At 39.5% G+C, this 17,840-nt stretch carries 17 protein-coding genes; 6 read left to right on the top strand and 11 right to left on the bottom strand.

Going from position 1 to position 17,840, the window contains the following annotated elements; translation table 11 throughout:
* Window positions 1–5: 5 nt before the first annotated feature.
* The 10 genes from lpxD to rimO form a co-directional block, all read right to left on the bottom strand.
* Window positions 6–1,076 carry a UDP-3-O-(3-hydroxymyristoyl)glucosamine N-acyltransferase gene (gene lpxD / locus MMP72_RS00315; RefSeq protein ID WP_241313694.1) on the bottom strand — a complete coding sequence of 357 codons (1,071 nt, stop codon included), beginning with the start codon at window positions 1,074–1,076 and terminating at the stop codon, window positions 6–8.
* A gap of 3 nt (window positions 1,077–1,079) precedes the next feature.
* The gene (locus tag MMP72_RS00310; protein ID WP_241313693.1) at window positions 1,080–1,568 is read right to left on the bottom strand and encodes an OmpH family outer membrane protein; all 489 of its coding nucleotides are present in this window, start codon (window positions 1,566–1,568) and stop codon (window positions 1,080–1,082) included.
* Between the two features lie 44 nt (window positions 1,569–1,612).
* Window positions 1,613–4,192 carry an outer membrane protein assembly factor BamA gene (bamA, locus tag MMP72_RS00305; RefSeq protein ID WP_241313692.1) on the bottom strand — a complete coding sequence of 860 codons (2,580 nt, stop codon included), beginning with the start codon at window positions 4,190–4,192 and terminating at the stop codon, window positions 1,613–1,615.
* A gap of 35 nt (window positions 4,193–4,227) precedes the next feature.
* Window positions 4,228–5,583, bottom strand: a complete 1,356-nt coding sequence (rseP, locus tag MMP72_RS00300; protein WP_241313691.1) for an RIP metalloprotease RseP — start codon at window positions 5,581–5,583, stop codon at window positions 4,228–4,230.
* A 5-nt stretch (window positions 5,584–5,588) separates the two neighbouring features.
* Window positions 5,589–6,785, bottom strand: coding sequence for a 1-deoxy-D-xylulose-5-phosphate reductoisomerase (ispC, locus tag MMP72_RS00295; protein ID WP_241313690.1), 1,197 nt, complete (start codon window positions 6,783–6,785; stop codon window positions 5,589–5,591).
* Window positions 6,786–7,610: a CDP-archaeol synthase gene (locus tag MMP72_RS00290; protein ID WP_241313689.1), complete on the bottom strand. Its 825-nt coding sequence runs from the start codon at window positions 7,608–7,610 to the stop codon at window positions 6,786–6,788. It lies immediately after the preceding gene.
* Between the two features lie 2 nt (window positions 7,611–7,612).
* Window positions 7,613–8,362 (bottom strand): polyprenyl diphosphate synthase, encoded by a 750-nt coding sequence (uppS, locus tag MMP72_RS00285; protein ID WP_241313688.1) that lies wholly within the window; start codon window positions 8,360–8,362, stop codon window positions 7,613–7,615.
* A 4-nt stretch (window positions 8,363–8,366) separates the two neighbouring features.
* Window positions 8,367–8,921: a ribosome recycling factor gene (gene frr / locus MMP72_RS00280; RefSeq protein ID WP_241313687.1), complete on the bottom strand. Its 555-nt coding sequence runs from the start codon at window positions 8,919–8,921 to the stop codon at window positions 8,367–8,369.
* 75 nt (window positions 8,922–8,996) lie between these two features.
* Window positions 8,997–9,725: a UMP kinase gene (gene pyrH / locus MMP72_RS00275; protein ID WP_241313686.1), complete on the bottom strand. Its 729-nt coding sequence runs from the start codon at window positions 9,723–9,725 to the stop codon at window positions 8,997–8,999.
* Between the two features lie 52 nt (window positions 9,726–9,777).
* The gene (gene rimO, locus MMP72_RS00270; protein ID WP_241313685.1) at window positions 9,778–11,121 is read right to left on the bottom strand and encodes a 30S ribosomal protein S12 methylthiotransferase RimO; all 1,344 of its coding nucleotides are present in this window, start codon (window positions 11,119–11,121) and stop codon (window positions 9,778–9,780) included.
* A 328-nt stretch (window positions 11,122–11,449) separates the two neighbouring features.
* On the opposite strand from rimO, the gene glnL reads away from it, so the two are divergent.
* The 5 genes from glnL (at window position 11,450) to MMP72_RS00245 (ending at window position 16,565) form a co-directional block, all read left to right on the top strand.
* Window positions 11,450–12,559 (top strand): nitrogen regulation protein NR(II), encoded by a 1,110-nt coding sequence (gene glnL, locus MMP72_RS00265; RefSeq protein ID WP_241313684.1) that lies wholly within the window; start codon window positions 11,450–11,452, stop codon window positions 12,557–12,559.
* A complete protein-coding gene (gene glnG, locus MMP72_RS00260; protein ID WP_241313683.1) occupies window positions 12,546–14,045 on the top strand; it encodes a nitrogen regulation protein NR(I) in 1,500 nt (499 codons plus the stop codon). Before glnL ends, glnG begins: the two co-directional genes overlap by 14 nt.
* Before the next feature lie 151 nt (window positions 14,046–14,196).
* Entirely contained in the window at window positions 14,197–14,838 is a 642-nt protein-coding gene (locus tag MMP72_RS00255) for a TetR/AcrR family transcriptional regulator (RefSeq protein WP_241313681.1), read from the top strand.
* Between the two features lie 112 nt (window positions 14,839–14,950).
* On the top strand, window positions 14,951–15,871 hold the full coding sequence (argF, locus tag MMP72_RS00250) for an ornithine carbamoyltransferase (RefSeq protein ID WP_241313680.1): 921 nt from the start codon (window positions 14,951–14,953) through the stop codon (window positions 15,869–15,871).
* A 169-nt stretch (window positions 15,872–16,040) separates the two neighbouring features.
* Window positions 16,041–16,565, top strand: coding sequence for a protein tyrosine phosphatase family protein (locus MMP72_RS00245; protein ID WP_241313679.1), 525 nt, complete (start codon window positions 16,041–16,043; stop codon window positions 16,563–16,565).
* On the opposite strand, the gene ispF is transcribed toward MMP72_RS00245, so the two are convergent.
* Window positions 16,553–17,044 carry a 2-C-methyl-D-erythritol 2,4-cyclodiphosphate synthase gene (ispF, locus tag MMP72_RS00240; protein WP_241313678.1) on the bottom strand — a complete coding sequence of 164 codons (492 nt, stop codon included), beginning with the start codon at window positions 17,042–17,044 and terminating at the stop codon, window positions 16,553–16,555. The genes MMP72_RS00245 and ispF overlap by 13 nt on opposite strands.
* Before the next feature lie 98 nt (window positions 17,045–17,142).
* On the opposite strand from ispF, the gene MMP72_RS00235 reads away from it, so the two are divergent.
* Window positions 17,143–17,790, top strand: coding sequence for a hypothetical protein (locus MMP72_RS00235; protein ID WP_241313677.1), 648 nt, complete (start codon window positions 17,143–17,145; stop codon window positions 17,788–17,790).
* Window positions 17,791–17,840: the final 50 nt, after the last annotated feature.

Genomic DNA, 17,840 nt, shown 5'->3' with positions numbered 1-17,840 from the left:
ATAAATTATTTACGTAACTTAAGGGTTGATTCAAGGGACTCTAATTGAGCTTGCATATGATCGAGTCTTTTCGTGATTTGGGTCAATGGCACATCTGCTAATTGTCTTAAGCGCACAATCGTTTTTTTCCAATGACTATTTTCAAAAAGTCCCATCCCAGAAGAATAAGTTCCAGCCTCAGAAATATTTTTTGTGACCATTGACATTGCTGTAAGTATCACATTATCCGTGATTTCAAGATGCCCAACCACACCACAGGCCCCCCCAAGAATACAGTTTTTGCCAATTTTAGTACTGCCTGCAACTCCACATTTCGCTGCGATCGCTGTATTTGCACCGATATAAACATTGTGTGCGATTTGCACAAGGTTATCAATAATGACACCATCTTCCAAAATTGTGTCATCCAACGCGCCACGATCAATACTACAATTAGAGCCAATACGCACGCCATTGCCAATCTGAACTGAACCCAATTGAGCAATACGGTGCCATTTATCTTGATAAGGGGCAAAGCCAAAGCCCTCAGTGCCAATCGCAGTATTTGCATGTATACGAACACGGTCTTTTAATTTCGCTTGGCCTGTAATGGTAACATGTGCATCAATAAAACAATCTTTGCCAATCTCAACCCCATCATCAATAAATGAATGTGCTTGAATTATAGTATTTCTTCCAACCACGCAATTCTCACCAATCACCACATAATGTCCAATATAAACCTCATCGGCGATGGTTGCTGAGGGATGAATTTGAGCCGTAAGCTCAATACCACGCTGGACAATCTTTGTCTCAAATACATGTGTGAGAACTGCAAATGCTAAATAAGGATTATCAACAACAATAAAGTTTTTCTTCTGGTTAAGTTGCTGTTTTAATGTTTCTGTAACGATATACGCACCCGCATGACTTGCTTCTGCTTGGGCTAAATATTTTTCACCATTCACAAAACAAATATGCTGGTTCTGAGCCAGCTCTAGACTTGCCAAATTAGAAACCTGAAAGTCTTTTTCACCAAAATACTCACCTTTTATAAGGTGAGCAAGTTCTTCTAAACGATAACGACGTCTATTCATTGATTATTTCATTGCATTAACCTTTTGAATCATTTTATCAGTTAAATCATACTTAGCGTCAGAGGCAATGGTAGAATTTTTATTGATAATCAAGTCTACATTGTTTTCTTTACGCAATTGTTCAGCAGCTTGCTTAACACGATTTTCAAAAGTCGTATTCATTGTTTGCAAGCTAGATTGAACTTTAGACTGTAAACCTTGCTGAGTCGTATTGAACTCATTCACTTTCGCTTGATATTGCGCAGAAAGTTTTTGTAAATCGGCTTGATTTGCAGACTGTGCTTTTTGTTGCAAGCTCTCGATTTCTTTACCCAACTGCTCCAATTTAGTCGAGGTTGGTTTTACCGATTGACCTAGACTGGTATTTTGTTGTTTTAGATAAGTACTACTCTCAACAACTTTCGCTAAGTCAACAACAGCAATACTTGCTGCATTCGTTATCGCAGACATGGTTAAACCTAAACCGAACATAACAGCGGCTAATGTTTTCATGATTCCATCCTTTATATATTTTGCAACCTTAAACAAGGTCGTACTTAGAAAGTACGACCAATTTCAAATTGGATTGATTTGGTGTCATCACCCTTCTTATCATTAAGCGGGTAAGCATAACTCAGCGATAGCGGTCCAATCATGGTGATCCATGTAAAGCCTGCACCAACACTGTAGCGCATATTACCAGCATCAAAGTTGTAGTTGTCTTTACAGTATTGTTTAAGATTAATTTGAGACTGTCCTTTAATAATCGGTTCCTGAGATGAGCTTGGCACATCACATTGGGTATCAAACACTTGTGCGCCCTCAGCAAATAGTACTGGTCGGACTTGACGTGCCCAATCACCTTTAAATGGCACAGGTAATGCGAGTTCAGTACCAAACTGTACCAGTGCATTACCACCAACTTCTTCCGGATCAGGGTCATTCCTGCCTGTTTCACGGAAAATGACGCTTGGATATTTTGGACCCAAAGAACTGTTGTCATAGCCACGAACCGAACCATAACCACCTGCATAGAAATTCTTATAGAACGGCAGATCATTACCAAAACCTAACTTACCGTAACCTCGAAGTACAAAACCTTTTGGTAATGATTTAAACGCTTGCGCATCATAGGTTAGTTTTTGATAGTCTACATCACTACCTGGAAGACCCACTTCTAGACCGACACGATGTGACATACCAGAAGTTGGGAAAACTGGTCTGTTCAGCGTATTATATGACCACCCCAAATTGAGTGTATAAGTTAAAAACTTGCCTTCAAAAGCATTACCATATTCTCTCGGATCCAAAGCGTTAAATGCATCATCTACACAATGAATGGGTAAGTCGTAATCTTCTGGCGGGTTAGGGTTTGCTACTCCATTTTTAGTATCAATATCCTTTTGTGATTTGTAAGAACCGTCACAATGTGAACCCTTTCCTGTTTCCTTACCACCATTTTCGAGCAAATAATCACGAATGTAAGTAGAAACACTTGGTCCTGTTCTGACTTTAGTTTGATCAATACCTAATGAAGCACTTAAACTCTGATTTTCATCAATTGGGTAACCAAAACTTAAACTCCCACCAATACTATCGGTTACATAGTTGTTGACGTTATAGTCTTCATTTAACTTGGTTTTACGGTAGTAGACGTTATAACCACGACTCACACCATCAATGGTAAAGTATGGGTCAGTCACACTTAGGTTGTAATAATCTTGTGTTTCAGAACGAGATAAATCAACTGCAACACGATTACCTGTTCCCATGAAATTGGTCTGACTTAAACCTGCTTGGAAGGTTACACCGCCATTTTGAGAGTAACCGACTGCTAAAGTTGTAGTACCTGAATGTTGCTCTTCAACAGCGACATTTAAATCAACTTGGTCAGGTGTATTTGGAACACGAACAGGTTTCACATCAACAGTCTTAAAGAAGCCTGTTCGTTCTAAACGTATTTTTGATAAGTCAATTTTTTCATTACTTGCTAATGCGCCTTCCATTTGGCGCATTTCACGACGCAAAACCTCATCAGCGGTCTTATTATTGCCTGTGAAGTTAACACGACGTACTGTCACTTGTTGACCTGGATTGATATAGTAATTGAGATTCACAAGTCCTGTTTGGTTGTTGATCTCAGGGACAACATTTACCTCAGCGTAGTAATAACCAGCATTACCATATTTTCTAAGTAATAACTGCTTAACTGCATTCACTCTTTCTTGTGAATATGTTTCACCGTCTTTATATAGTTTTAGTGCTTTTAGCTCTTCAGGCTTATAAAGTGCATCGCCTAAGAATTTAGTCTCGCCAAATTTAAATTGACTACCTTCATCAACAGAAACTTCAATAAAAATATTTTTCTTATCTTCACTGATATTTAGTTGTGAATTAATAATATTAAAATTGATATAACCTTTGTTGAGATACAATGCACGTAAAGCTTCTAAGCTTGCTGCCATTTTCTCACGTGCATAGCGGTCATTACGGGTAACAATAGAAGCCCAACCACTTTCTTTCACTGCAAAAGCTTGTTTAATATCACTGTCACTAAATACAGTATTACCAATGATATTAATATCGAATACCTTAGCTGCGGTACCTTCGTTGAAGTTCAATAGCAACTCAACACGGTTATTTGGTCGAGCAACAGTTTCTACTGTCACATCAGCATCATAACGCCCTTGCTGGGTGTACTGTTGTTCAAGTTCTGTTTCAATAATCTGTAGTGCAGACTTCTTGAAGACTTCACCCTCAGCGATTCCCATTTTTTTCAAGCCTTGTTCCAAAGCTTCTTTAGGAATCAGTTTATTGCCTTTAAATTCCAACTTTGAAATCACTGGGCGCTCAACGACTTTGAAGACTAATATATCGCTTTCTTTAAAGACTTTAATGTCATCAAATAAACCTGATGCATATAAACTACGAATAGCCTCAGCAATCATTGGATCATTGACACGATCACCACTATTTATTGGCAACATCGAATAAATACTTGCAGGTGTTAAACGCACTAGCCCATCAATTCGTATATCTCGTGCAAGAAACTCATCTGCTGCGTATGCTTGTTGTACCACTGCCATCGCACTGACCAGTGCCAAAGGCATTAATAAATGTGTGTGACGCATGCCCATATATTTTCCAGTAAGTTAAATTCCATTTGCGTTTTTTATAAACGCATGAAGTCGTTAAATAAAGCCAAAAGCATCATGCTACCGAGCAGTACCATACCAACTTTTAGACCCAATATCTGTATTTGTTCGGAAACAGGTTTACCACGAATGAGTTCGATAAAGTAATAAACCAAATGCCCACCATCAAGCATAGGAATCGGTAATAAATTTAGAATTCCTAAACTTACACTCATAAGCGCCATGAATGAAATAAATGTTTGCCATCCCATTTCAGCACTTTGACCTGCAACTTTAGCAATGGTGATTGGTCCTGATAAATTATCCAGCCCAATTAATCCACGCACCATTTTGACGATCGAGTTAAAAATCATACTTGAAAGCTGTACGGTTTTATCAACCGCAACACCAAAAGCTTCCAAAGGTGAATACTGAATGGTTTGCTTATAGTCATTCGGAATCGTGACTTGACCTGCATCACTCTTCACTCCCAGTACACCAGTCACATTGCCCATATTGTCACGTTGACCACGGGGGATCATCTGTAAATGTACCAGCTCACCTTGTCGCATCACATCAATATTCAATAACTTTTCAGGTGATTTTTGAACCACACTCACCACATCAAACCAGTCTTTCATGGCAACATCATTAATTGCCACAATTTTATCGCCTTCTTTCATACCTTGACGGATCGCGGTGCCATCAGCAGTCAGTTCTTTCACGATTGCTGGAATCATTGGACGATAAGGTAGAAAACCCAATGCATCTAAAGGAGATTGACTTTGATCTTTGAGAAAGTTTTGAATCGATAAATTAAATTGTTTTTCAGAACCGTTACGATCAACCAGCACCGACACCTGTCCAGATTCACCCACACGATTAATTAAAGCAAAGTTTAATTTCTCCCATGTTGGTGTGGTTTGACCATCCACAGCCAGAACTTTATCACCGACCTGTAGATCAACCTGAGCAGCGGGCGTATTTGGCATGATTTTACCAATACGCGTATTCAACTGTTCTTGTGCAGGTAAGAACAAAATCCAAAATAAAAAAACTGCAAAGATGAGATTAATTAAAGGGCCCGCTGCAACAATTGCAATACGCTTCCAAGGAGGCTGTCGGTTGAACGTATAAGGAAGGTCTTGTTCTGAGACATTTCCCTCACGCTCATCTAGCATCTTGACATAACCACCTAAAGGCAATGCAGAAAGCTGATATTGAATACCAGATTTTTTAGATTGCCATTTAAGTAACGTCGGACCAAAACCAATCGAATAAACTAAAACTTTTACACCAAGCTTACGTGCAACCCAATAGTGACCAAACTCATGAATTGCGATCAGAGGCCCAAGCAATAAAATCGCTGCAACAATCATAAATAGTGCATTCATACGATTTAGCCTCCTATATCCACAATATATTTCTCTGCAATCTGTCTAGCGATCATATCAGTATGCAAAATGATGTCTATGTTTTCCGCTTTAGCATTTTGTACAGCATCTAAGCTCTGTTCTACAACTTGAGCGATTTGTGTAAATCGAATACGACCTTGTAAAAAGGCTGCCACTGCGATCTCATTTGCTGCATTTAAGATCGTTGGTGCTAAACCACCTGCTCTCATCGCCTGACGCGCTAAACTTAAAGCAGGAAACTTAACTTCATCAGGTGCTTGAAAATCCAACTGAGCTGTTGCAAATAAATCCAAAGCGGGAACATGTGTCTTTAGACGTTTAGGCCATGCCAATGCATGTGCAATCGGCGTACACATATCTGGGTTACCCATTTGTGCCAAAGTCGAACCATCCACATACTGAACCATTGAATGAATAATACTTTGTGGATGAACGACAACTGTAACAAAATGTTCTGATATTGAAAACAAATGACACGCTTCGATCAGCTCTAGACCCTTATTCATCAAAGTCGCTGAGTCAACAGAAATTTTCTGTCCCATCGACCAGTTTGGATGCTTACATGCTTGCTGTGGTGTTACTTCATTTAATTGTTCTAAAGAGTGATTCAGGAATGGGCCGCCAGAAGCTGTCAACAAAATACGAGACACGCCTAACTGTGGCTGTCCTGTTCGTTCAGTCGTTAAATAATCATGCGGTAATGATTGAAAAATCGCATTATGTTCAGAGTCAACAGGTAATAATAACGCATTATGCTCACGTGCAGCCTGCATCATAATGTCACCAGACATGACCAATGCTTCTTTGTTTGCGAGTAAAACACGTTTACCCGCTTTTACTGCGGCAAGTGTAGGCAATAAGCCAGCCGCACCAACAATCGCAGCCATGACAATATCAACGTCTGGATGCTTAGCAATATCAATTAATCCAGCTTCATCCGAAAGAATTTCAATTTGTTTTAAGTTTTCTTGGTTAAAACGCTGTTGCAATTCGTTGACTTTTTCATTTGGCACAACAACAATTTTAGGATGGAATTTTCTACAAATCTCTAAAAGCTCATCCAAACGACTATAAGCAGAAACCGCAAATACCGTGTATTGCTCTGGGTGCTGCTCTAATACTTTTAAAGTACTCTGTCCAATTGAACCTGTCGCACCCAATATACAAACAGCTTGTGTCATTTATAAATCTACACCAATAAGTTTTAAGATATACAACCCTGTTGCAAAAATAGGTGCAGCGGCGAGTAAAGAATCAATTCGATCTAATACACCACCATGTCCTGGCAGTATACGCCCAGAATCTTTAATTCCAGCACGGCGTTTAATCATCGACTCGAACAAATCGCCCAATACTGATGCAAACACCGTGATAATAGAGAGTATTAAGAATAAGACCAACTGTACAGTTGTTAAATCTAAGTAAAAATATTGCACAACAAACATAATAATCACAGTCGTTGCAATACCACCATACAATCCCTCAAGGGATTTGTTTGGACTGACTTTAGGTGCAAGTTTCTTTTGACCGAATTTACGTCCAACAAAATAAGCACCGCTATCTGCGCCCCAAACCAGCAGGAACAAATACATCAACCACCAAGGCGAGCTAAACCATACAGCATACAGTGCAGTGACCGCAGCTGAAATCAAGATAAAGCCAATGATGTATAATGACGGATTGTACCAACCATCTGATTCAGGAAAGTTTTTAACCCAATAAATACTTCCCAACCAAGTGAGAATAGAAGCAGCCCAAAGCAATAGCGCGACATCATCGTAGAACAATGCCAGTGCTGATACGAGTGCTACACAACCACCATACAACCAAGCCTTAGGTTTTGGAACAGTGATCGCAGTTCGTGGCATAAGCTTAAACCACTCATAACCTGCCACCCCCGCAGCTAAAATCATAAGCATGAACATTGGATAATGTGATTGCGTTGCGAACATGCAACTTAAAACAACAGCAACTAACACCAATGCGGTAATAATCCGCTCTAACATTATTAATTCTCTATTTTCGCTTGTTGAATCTGTTCAGATGTCTTACCAAAACGTCTTTCACGTCCTGAAAAAACGCGAAATGCATGATCTAACTCTTTAATTGTAAATTCTGGCCATAAAGTCTCAGTAAAATACAATTCTGCATATGCTGCTTGCCAAAGTAAAAAGTTAGACAAACGATAATCACCGCCAGTACGAACCAACAAATCAACAGCAGGCAGATCATTTAGACTGACATATTTATCAAATAAATCAACATTTATCTGATCTGTTTGAAGTTTTCCAGCAAGCGCATCTTCAGCAATACATTTTGCAGCATGTGCCATATCCCACATACCACCATAACTCACAGCGATTGAAAGGGTCATGGAATCAAAAGTAGCTGTTTTCTGCTCTGCTTCTTGCATCAAATCACGTAATTCATTTGACAGTCGAGAACGATCCCCAATGAAACGTAGCGCAATGTTGAATTTTTCCATGCGTGGAAGCTGCTCATGAATTGTTTCTTCAAGCAATTGCATGAGCAAGTCAACTTCGTATTGGGGACGATTCCAATTCTCGCTGGAGAATGCAAAAACAGTTAAAGCTCGAACACCCATTTTTTTACAATGTTCGACTATAGGATCTAAGACATTTTTGCCTTCACGATGCCCATCACCTTTTTGCATTTGATTTTTTTTGGCAAAACGATTGTTGCCATCCATAATGATGGCAACATGTTGAGGAAGAAGTGGCTCTTCTTGCAAGGTCATAGAATTAGACCTTCATCAATTCTGCTTCTTTTGCCGCAAGACGTTTATCAACTTCTGCAACATACTTATCAGTGATTTTTTGGATATCATCACCTGCACGACGATCATCATCTTCAGAAATTTCTTTTTCTTTCAATAATGATTTGATATCACCTAAAACATCACGACGAATATTACGAATCGCGATTTTTGCATTTTCAGCTTCAGTACGTGCTACTTTCTGCATATCACGGCGTGTTTCCTCAGTCAAAGCTGGTAGTGGAACACGAATAGCATCGGCTGTGATTGGGTTTAAGCCCAAGTCACTTTCACGAATCGCTTTATCAATTGCAGAAACCATTGTACGTTCAAATGGTTGAACCACAAGCGTACGAGAATCTTCTATACCCACGTTTGCAACTTGATTAAGTGGCACGTCAGAACCATAGTAAGAAACCATTACGCCATTTAAAATAGATGGATGAGCACGCCCAGTACGAACCTTTGCAAACCCTTGCTCCAAAGATTCAAGGGTTTTTTGCATGCGCTGTTCGCTATCTTTTTTGAGATCGTTAATCATATGATCTTCCTTACTTATTCAATAGGTATTACTAAAAATTATGCGTAGTATAAAGAGCTTTATGCGTCACGTATATTAGTTGGTGACGTGAGTACCTTCTTTTTCACCCATAACGACCGAAAGTAATGCACCAGATTTATTCATATCGAATACTTGTAGTGGAACATTGTGGTCACGACATAAGCAAATCGCAGTCAAATCCATAACACCCAATTTCTCATCAAGGATTTGATCGAAAGTTAAGTGATCGTATTTAACGGCATCATCATATTTGCTTGGGTCTTTGTTATAAACACCATCAACCTTAGTCGCTTTAAGAATCAAGTTCGATTCGATCTCAATGCCACGTAAACAAGCTGCGGTATCCGTCGTAAAAAATGGGTTACCTGTGCCTGCAACAAATACGCATACTTCGCCTTGGCTTAAATGGCGAATCGCATCACGGCTAGAATATGACTCAACCACGGTACCGATCTGTAATGCCGACATTAAACGAGTTTTAATATTACGACGTACCAATGCGTCACGCATCGCCAAACCGTTCATGACAGTTGCCAACATTCCCATTTGGTCACCAGTAACACGCCCAACCAAACCATCTTTTTGTAATTGGCTACCACGATATAAGTTACCACCACCAACGACGATACCTACCTGCACGCCCAAACCAACTAAATGCGCAATCGATAATGACATTTGATCGAGTACTTGGGCATCAATGCCCATATCTTTATTTCCCGCTAAAGCCTCACCAGAAAGCTTGAGCAAGATACGTGCATAACGCGGATTCTTAGAAGTCGACATACTTTTACTCCAAACCGAACAATTTCAAAAAATTTTACTATTTAATTCAATATCAAGCAGATTTAATCTGAATCAACTTTGCAAATAAATCATATTCATCCGCATCAGTAATTTCGACTTCAAGCAAAGCCCCTGCTTTGATCACGCTCTTATCAATATCTTCAACAAAAACATTACCATCAATTTCTGGCGCATCTGCGTATGAACGTGCGACAGCAACTGGAAACTCGTCTTCTAAATGATCAACCAGCACGGTCATGGTTTGACCAATACGTTTTTGCAACTTTGCTGCTGAAATTTCTTGCTGAACTTCCATAAAGCGTTCATAACGTTGTTGTTTAATTTCTTCAGGAACATGATCAGGAAGATCATTGGCTGTTGCACCCTCTACAGGTGAATAGGTAAAGCAACCGACACGATCAAGTTTAGCTTCTTTTAACCAATCCAATAAAGTTTGGAAGTCTTCTTCTGTTTCACCTGGAAAGCCAACCACAAAAGTTGAACGAATCACCAAATCAGGGCATTTTTCACGCCACAATTTAAGGCGCTCTAAAGTATTTTCACTATGTGCTGGTCGCTTCATCAATTTTAAGATGCGCGGACTGGCATGCTGAAAAGGAATATCTAAATATGGCAAGATTTTACCTTGGGCCATAAGATCGATGACTGCATCAACATGTGGATATGGGTAAACATAATGTAAGCGTACCCAAATACCCAGTTGACCGAGTGCTTCACACATATCATAGAATTTGGTTTTTACGGGCTGGCCATTCCAGAAGTCCAACTTATATTTAGTATCTAATCCATAAGCAGAAGTATCTTGAGAAATCACCAAGACTTCTTTTACACCTGCGCGTTTCAACGCAGCCGCTTCTTCCAAGACCGAACCAACAGGACGGGAAACCAGATCTCCACGCATACTTGGAATGATGCAAAACGTACAACGATGGTTGCAGCCTTCTGATATTTTTAAATACGCATAATGCTTTGGTGTTAAACGAACACCTTGCTCTGGAACCAAATCGACAAATGGGTTGTGCTTTGGTGGTGCTGGTACATATTCATGTACTGCTTCCATAACATCTTGATATGCTGCCGCACCTGTGACTTTGAGAACATTTGGGTGCATTTGGCGAATTTTATCTTCGTCTTTACCTAAACAACCTGTTACGATAACTCTACCATTTTCGCTCATGGCCTCGCCAATCGCGTCTAAAGACTCTTGTACTGCAGATTCAATAAAACCACAGGTATTAACAACAACCAAATCTGCACCGTCATAATCTGATGCAACTTGATAACCTTCAGTCTTTAACTGAGTTAAAATTCGTTCAGAATCTACCAATGCCTTAGGACAACCTAAAGATACAAAACCGACTTTGGGGGTCTTCATGAATCTGCGCTCCACTTGAATCGGCGTATTGTATGACTTTTCTTGGCTTACGCATAGCTACAAAAACATCTCTTTGTGTAATGCACCAAAATACAACCAATCTTTTAATTAAAATCCAACATCGCACCATTTTGGAACATGATAAGATATTAAATTAAACCGCTGTATGTGAAAAATACCGTATAAATAGATCACTTCATGAATAAACCATTGATATTTAGCAAATACAAAGTTGGCGTGAATTTTGCATGAAGTACATTTAAGAAGTTAATGGCTATTCATTCAAATTGATATTTATTGCGCCATTTTAAAACAGGACGATTCACAAATGGATCAACACACCACTATCGACTATCGACTCTTAGTAGATAATCTAACAACTGCCATTTTATTGGTCGATAGTCAGCTTAATATTTTTTATTTGAATTCTGCTTGTGAAGCATTATTTGATATCAGTCTGTTTCGTGCCTCAAGCCAACCAGTCTTGAATTTATTGCATGCTCACGATGATTCATTTAATACACATGAAGCCTTATTAAAGACATTAAAAAGCGGACAACACTACACGCGTCGTGAAGCTGTAATCAACGTGAGTTTTAAATCAATTCACGTTGATTACACAGTTTCACAACTTAATATGGGGAAAAACAATTCTCCATTATTACTCATCGAACTCAATCCAATTGATCGTATGTTGAAGATTTCCAAAGAAGAAAACTTAGTTCAACAACATCAAGTTGCTCGGCAACTGGTTCGTGGCGTGGCGCATGAAATCAAAAATCCTTTGGCGGGCATTCGTGGTGCGACCCAACTACTCGCACGTAGCTTAAACGATGATCGCTATGGCGAATTTACAGACATTATCATTAGTGAAGTTGATCGACTCACCAATTTAGCAGACACCATGCTCGGTTCACGCCAATTGCCAAGCTATGAACATGTCAATGTGCATGAGCCATTAGAGCGCGTTCGATCCCTGATCACAAATCAAACCAAGAAGAAGATTAAAATCACACGTGACTACGATCTCTCTCTACCCGATGTCATGGCGGATCGTGACCAATTGATTCAAGTTATGCTCAACATTAGTGTCAATGCCGTGCAAGCCATGACTGAAAATAAAGATTTTTTTGTAGAATCAGAACCTGAACTCATTTTACGAACGCGTATACAACGTTTAGTCACTATTAATGGTTCTCTTCATCGCTCAACCGTTCGTATCGATATTGAAGACAATGGACCAGGCGTACCTGAAAGTATTTTAGAGTCTGTATTTTACCCGCTCGTCACTGGACGGGCTAAAGGTACCGGTCTAGGTCTTAGCATTGCACAAAACATCATGCATCAACATAACGGAATGATCGAATGTCAATCCGTTTCTGGAAAAACCATATTTAGCTTATATTTACCTTGGGAGTCAGACCGTGTCACGAAATAAAATTTGGGTAATAGATGACGATCGTGCCATGCGTTGGGTACTCGAAAAAACTTTTAAAGAAGAAGGTTTTGACGTTACCAATTTTGAAGAGGCACAAACAGCACTGGAACGGCTACATGATGATGCACCAGATGTCATTCTGACTGATATTCGTATGCCAGGTATTGATGGTTTAACTTTTCTATCTAAAGTTAAGAATACCCATCCCGATCTACCTGTGATCATTATGACCGCTCATTCTGACTTAGAATCTGCTGTGTCGAGTTATCAAACGGGTGCTTTTGAATATTTGCCAAAACCATTTGATATTGATGAAGCATTGGCGCTGGTCAATCGGGCTATTTTGCATATCAATAAATTACAACAGCAAGAAGCCACCAAAACTGCTACGCCTATTCATTCAACAGAAATTATTGGTGAATCACCTGCTATGCAGGAAGTATTTCGTGCGATTGGACGTTTATCACAATCACACATTACCGTATTGATTAATGGTGAATCAGGAACAGGAAAAGAACTGGTTGCTCACGCTTTGCATAAACACTCACCACGTCGTGCCAAACCTTTTATTGCACTAAACATGGCTGCAATTCCAAAGGATTTGATTGAAACCGAATTGTTTGGGCATGAAAAAGGTGCATTTACTGGTGCCAACACCCAACATCAAGGTCGTTTTGAACAAGCCAATGGCGGAACACTATTCTTAGATGAAATCGGTGACATGCCATTTGAAACACAAACTCGTTTACTTCGTGTGTTAGCAGATGGTGAGTTCTACCGTGTAGGCGGTCATATTCCTGTTAAAGTTGATGTCCGAATTGTTGCTGCAACCCATCAAGATTTGGAAAAGTTGGTCAATGAAGGTCGATTCCGTGAGGATTTGTACCACCGTCTTAATGTCATCCGTATTCATATTCCAAAACTTGCACATCGCAGCGAAGATATCCCAATGCTGGCGCAGCACTTCTTAGCACGTGCAGGTAAAGAGTTAGGCGTAAGTCCAAAAATCTTACGTACTGAAACAACTGACTATATGCAACAACTGCCTTGGCCAGGAAATGTACGTCAATTAGAAAATACGTGTCGCTGGCTGACTGTCATGATTACAGGTCGTGAGGTTTATCCAGAAGATCTACCCGCGGAACTCAAACAAGTTTCTGTACAGAAAATATCAAGTGACACAACATCCGCCACTTCTACCGCTCATCCAACATTAGTTGACCGAGTGGCTATTCATCATTGGGATGAGTTGTTGGCTCAATGGGCCATTCAAAAACTCAAAAATGGTGAAATGAAGCTTCTTGATATCGCCACTCCAATGTTTGAACGTACCCTGATCACTGCTGCATTACAACAAACACGCGGTCGTAAACGCCATGCCGCTGAGCTATTAGGTTGGGGCCGTAACACGCTCACCCGTAAGCTCAAAGAGCTAGGAATGGATTCGACTGAGGAAGATGAAGAAGATGAAACTCGCCCAGCCTAGTGGTTAAATATAGCCAACAAAGAAGCGAGTCATTTATGGGCTCGCTTTTTTGCGCTGCAAGATGTTTTGAATAGACTCGAAAGAGATCACCATACAACGCGTATGGTTTTTGCTATAATGGGTATTACCCTACATATAAGTACCGAATACAATGACTGATATTTGTTACCCAAATTGTGAAAAGCCTCAAACCCGTCGCGGTCAAGAACGTCGTCTAGCCTTATTACTCTGTGCTACCGATTTTTTTCTTGAAAAAGGGTATGACGCTGTTTCTTTGGATGACATTGTCAATCATGCGGGCGGCTCCAAGACCTCCATCTATAAATATTTTGGCAACAAAGAAGGGCTTTTTACCGCTATTTGTGATTACCGCAGAGAAGTTTTTTTTAATGGGGTCTGTTTACCTTACGCCCCAGAGAAAATTAGCTTAAGAAACTATTTAAACAAAACACTACAGCGTTTTTACCAACATATCATCCTCCCCGAAAATATTGCCTTTATGCGTATGTTCACTGAGCAATCTCAAAAAGATGTGCAGTTAGCAAATTATTTTTATGATAAATGTGCCTCTAATATTCAAAATACGATTGCTTTCGCGCTCGAACAAGCACACTCAAACAATGAGATTTTTTGTTCACAACCGCATTTTTCTGCCACGATGTATTTTGGGATTTTACGCGATGTCGAGTGGCGAATTTTAATGGGGCTCAATGTCCCAGAGGATGATAGTGAAATATTTGATTATATTGATTATTCTGTAGAGCTATTCTTAAAAGCTCATCAAAAGGTCTAATTCTTTTGCATTTTTTTAGACCTATAGTATAGTAGTCAATTCTTTTTTATTCACCACCCAATAAAGAGCAACTAGTTATTGTTTTTATTCAATAATTATTGTGGGAGTAACTATGGCGCTTCGGCATTTTCTAACTTTACGTGACCTATCTTCTTTGGAACTGCAACGCATTTTAGATCGCGCGCATGAACTTAAGCGTATGCAACATAGCAATACGGTATATCAACCTTTTGTTGGTAAAGTTTTGGGAATGATTTTTGAGAAATCGAGTACACGTACACGTATTTCTTTTGAAGCTGGTATCGACCAGTTTGGTGGTAATGCCATTTTCCTTTCTCCACGCGATACACAATTGGGCCGTGGCGAACCAATCGAAGATTCTGCTCGTGTCATTTCAAGTATGCTTGATATCGTAATGATCCGTACATTTGGTCATGACATTGTGGAACGTTTTGCGTCTTACTCCAAAGTTCCTGTGATCAATGGACTAACTGATGATCACCACCCTTGCCAATTGCTTGCGGATTTACAAACCTATCAAGAACATCGCGGTAGTATCGAAGGCAAAACCGTTGCGTGGATTGGTGATGGCAACAATATGTGTAATTCATATATTGAAGCTGCACACATGATGGGCTTTAAACTCAAAATTGCCGCGCCTGAAGGCTATGAACCACAAGCTAAATTCTTGGCTGAATTTGCTGACTGTGTTGAAGTTTTCAACACAGCAGAAGATGCTGCGGTGAATGCTGATCTTATCGTCACCGATGTATGGGCAAGCATGGGACAAGAAGAAGAGCAAAAACTTCGAGAGCAAGCATTTGCTGATTTTCAGGTCAATGAAAAACTCATGGACTTGGCTCACCCTGATTGCTTATTTATGCACTGCCTACCAGCGCACCGCGGTGAAGAAATTTCTGAAAATATGCTTGATCATAAAAATGCCGTTGTTTGGGATGAAGCAGAAAACCGTTTACATGCTCAAAAAGCATTGATGGAGTTCTTACTAAACGAGAATTTGAAAAAAGACTAAGTGATTAAATAAAAACAGCATCAAATGATGCTGTTTTTATTTGTGCCTTATAATTTTTTATTTGTACCTTATAAATTGAACACTGAAATAAAAACACTTATAGTAAGCCAAGCCCTTTAGAATAAGTTTCTCTTCACACGAGAACTTCAATGACGACACAGCGGACCTTATGACAACACTTGAGCAAGCTTTATCTGAAATACCAAGTTTCTCTGTGGTGCATGAGCATTTGTTTAGCTCTGCTCAACCAACAGCGGAACAATTACAGCAGATCAAAGAGTATGGTTGCAGTACCGTCATTAATCTTGCGACAAGCAAATCCGAGAATCATTTATCCAAACAAGATCAAATTTGCTTAGACCTTGGACTAAATTATATTCACATTCCAATTGATTGGGATATGCCTTGTTCAGAACAATGTCTTTTTGTTTTAGACCTTATTGATCATTTAGTTCAGAATGAAGTCATTTGGTTACACTGCGCTAAAAATATGCGTGTGAGCAGCCTAATGTATCTGTACCGTCAGTTCTATATGAATGTTGACTTACCTACGGCCCAAGAACTGTTACACCAAATTTGGGAACCAAATGAAACGTGGACTGGTTTAATCCACAGTATTGCTTTACAACTTCAAGGTCGTAAAGCAACTCAAGAATTACAACAAGCATTAATCAACACCGATCATTTCGCTTGATGTGAAACCAATACGGTTGCTGTTGCCAAGATTCCTTCTTGACGACCAGTAAAACCTAGTTTTTCGGTTGTTGTGGCTTTAATACTAATCTGTGTGACATCGACATCAAGCACATCTGCAATACTTTGACGCATTTCCAAATTATATTTAGCAAGTTTCGGACGCTCACAAGCGACTGTGATATCGGCATTGTTTAAATGATAACCCCGATCCAAAATGAGCTGATAAACATGCTTCAGCAACACACGACTATCCGCCCCTTTATATTCGGGATCAGTATCAGGGAAATGCTGTCCAATATCACCCAATGCCAATGCTCCCAATAGCGCATCGCTCAATGCGTGTAAGACCACGTCACCATCTGAATGTGCTTTTAGACCATGTGTATGAGGAATTTGAACACCCGCTAAAGTAACAAAGTCACCTTCTTCAAAAGCATGTACATCTATCCCTTGTCCAATACGAATTTGAGCAACCATATGATTTTCCTTTTACAATATACTGAACAAATCTTGTATTCAGGCTTTCTATTTCGCTATAGTACGTTGAGCAAATTAGACTGAAAGTATAAGTGATTATGCTGTTGAACATTGTAAGAAATCAATTAAAGAAAGCGGGTTATATCATCACATTGGGTTGTTTATGCTCAACATATACATTTGCCGAATCGATCGATTGCTCTCGTAGCAACGCTGATCTCAAAATCATATGCTCAAAACAATATGATGAGCAACGACTAAAACTCAACGATAAATTTTTAACTGCGTATCTGGTTACGGATGCACCCGTACAGCTTTTACACGATACTCAAAAGTTATGGCTAAGCCATATACGAAAATGTAAATCTAAAACATGTTTTCAACAGCAATTCGATGCTCGTCTTGATGATTTGAATTTTTATACCTCAATGAATCAAACACTCACCCAACATTATCTAAAATATGAACATGGCAAACTTGCATCGCAACCTGTTCATTTACAAATTCATCAGCTAGACAAAGACAAACTTAAAATTGAAGGGATTGCCTATCGAAGTCCCAACAATCGTTTGGAGACACAAACCCTATCATTACTTGCTTATAGTACCCCCAATGAGAAAAATTTGATCATCGATAACGAGAAAAAGTGCCAATATCAGTTTGATTTTCAGCGAGCTTTATTGATTATAAAAACAGAGCAAAAAGGTTGTGAACGCTTTACAGGCATTTATCGTTTGTATGACTGATACATCAACATAATCAATAAGAAGCCGATGTTTCCATCGGCTTCCGAAAA

The organism is Acinetobacter sp. NIPH 2699, assembly GCF_022549355.1.
Taxonomy (GTDB): Bacteria; Pseudomonadota; Gammaproteobacteria; order Pseudomonadales; family Moraxellaceae; genus Acinetobacter.
This window is presented reverse-complemented; position numbering and strand designations above follow the sequence as displayed.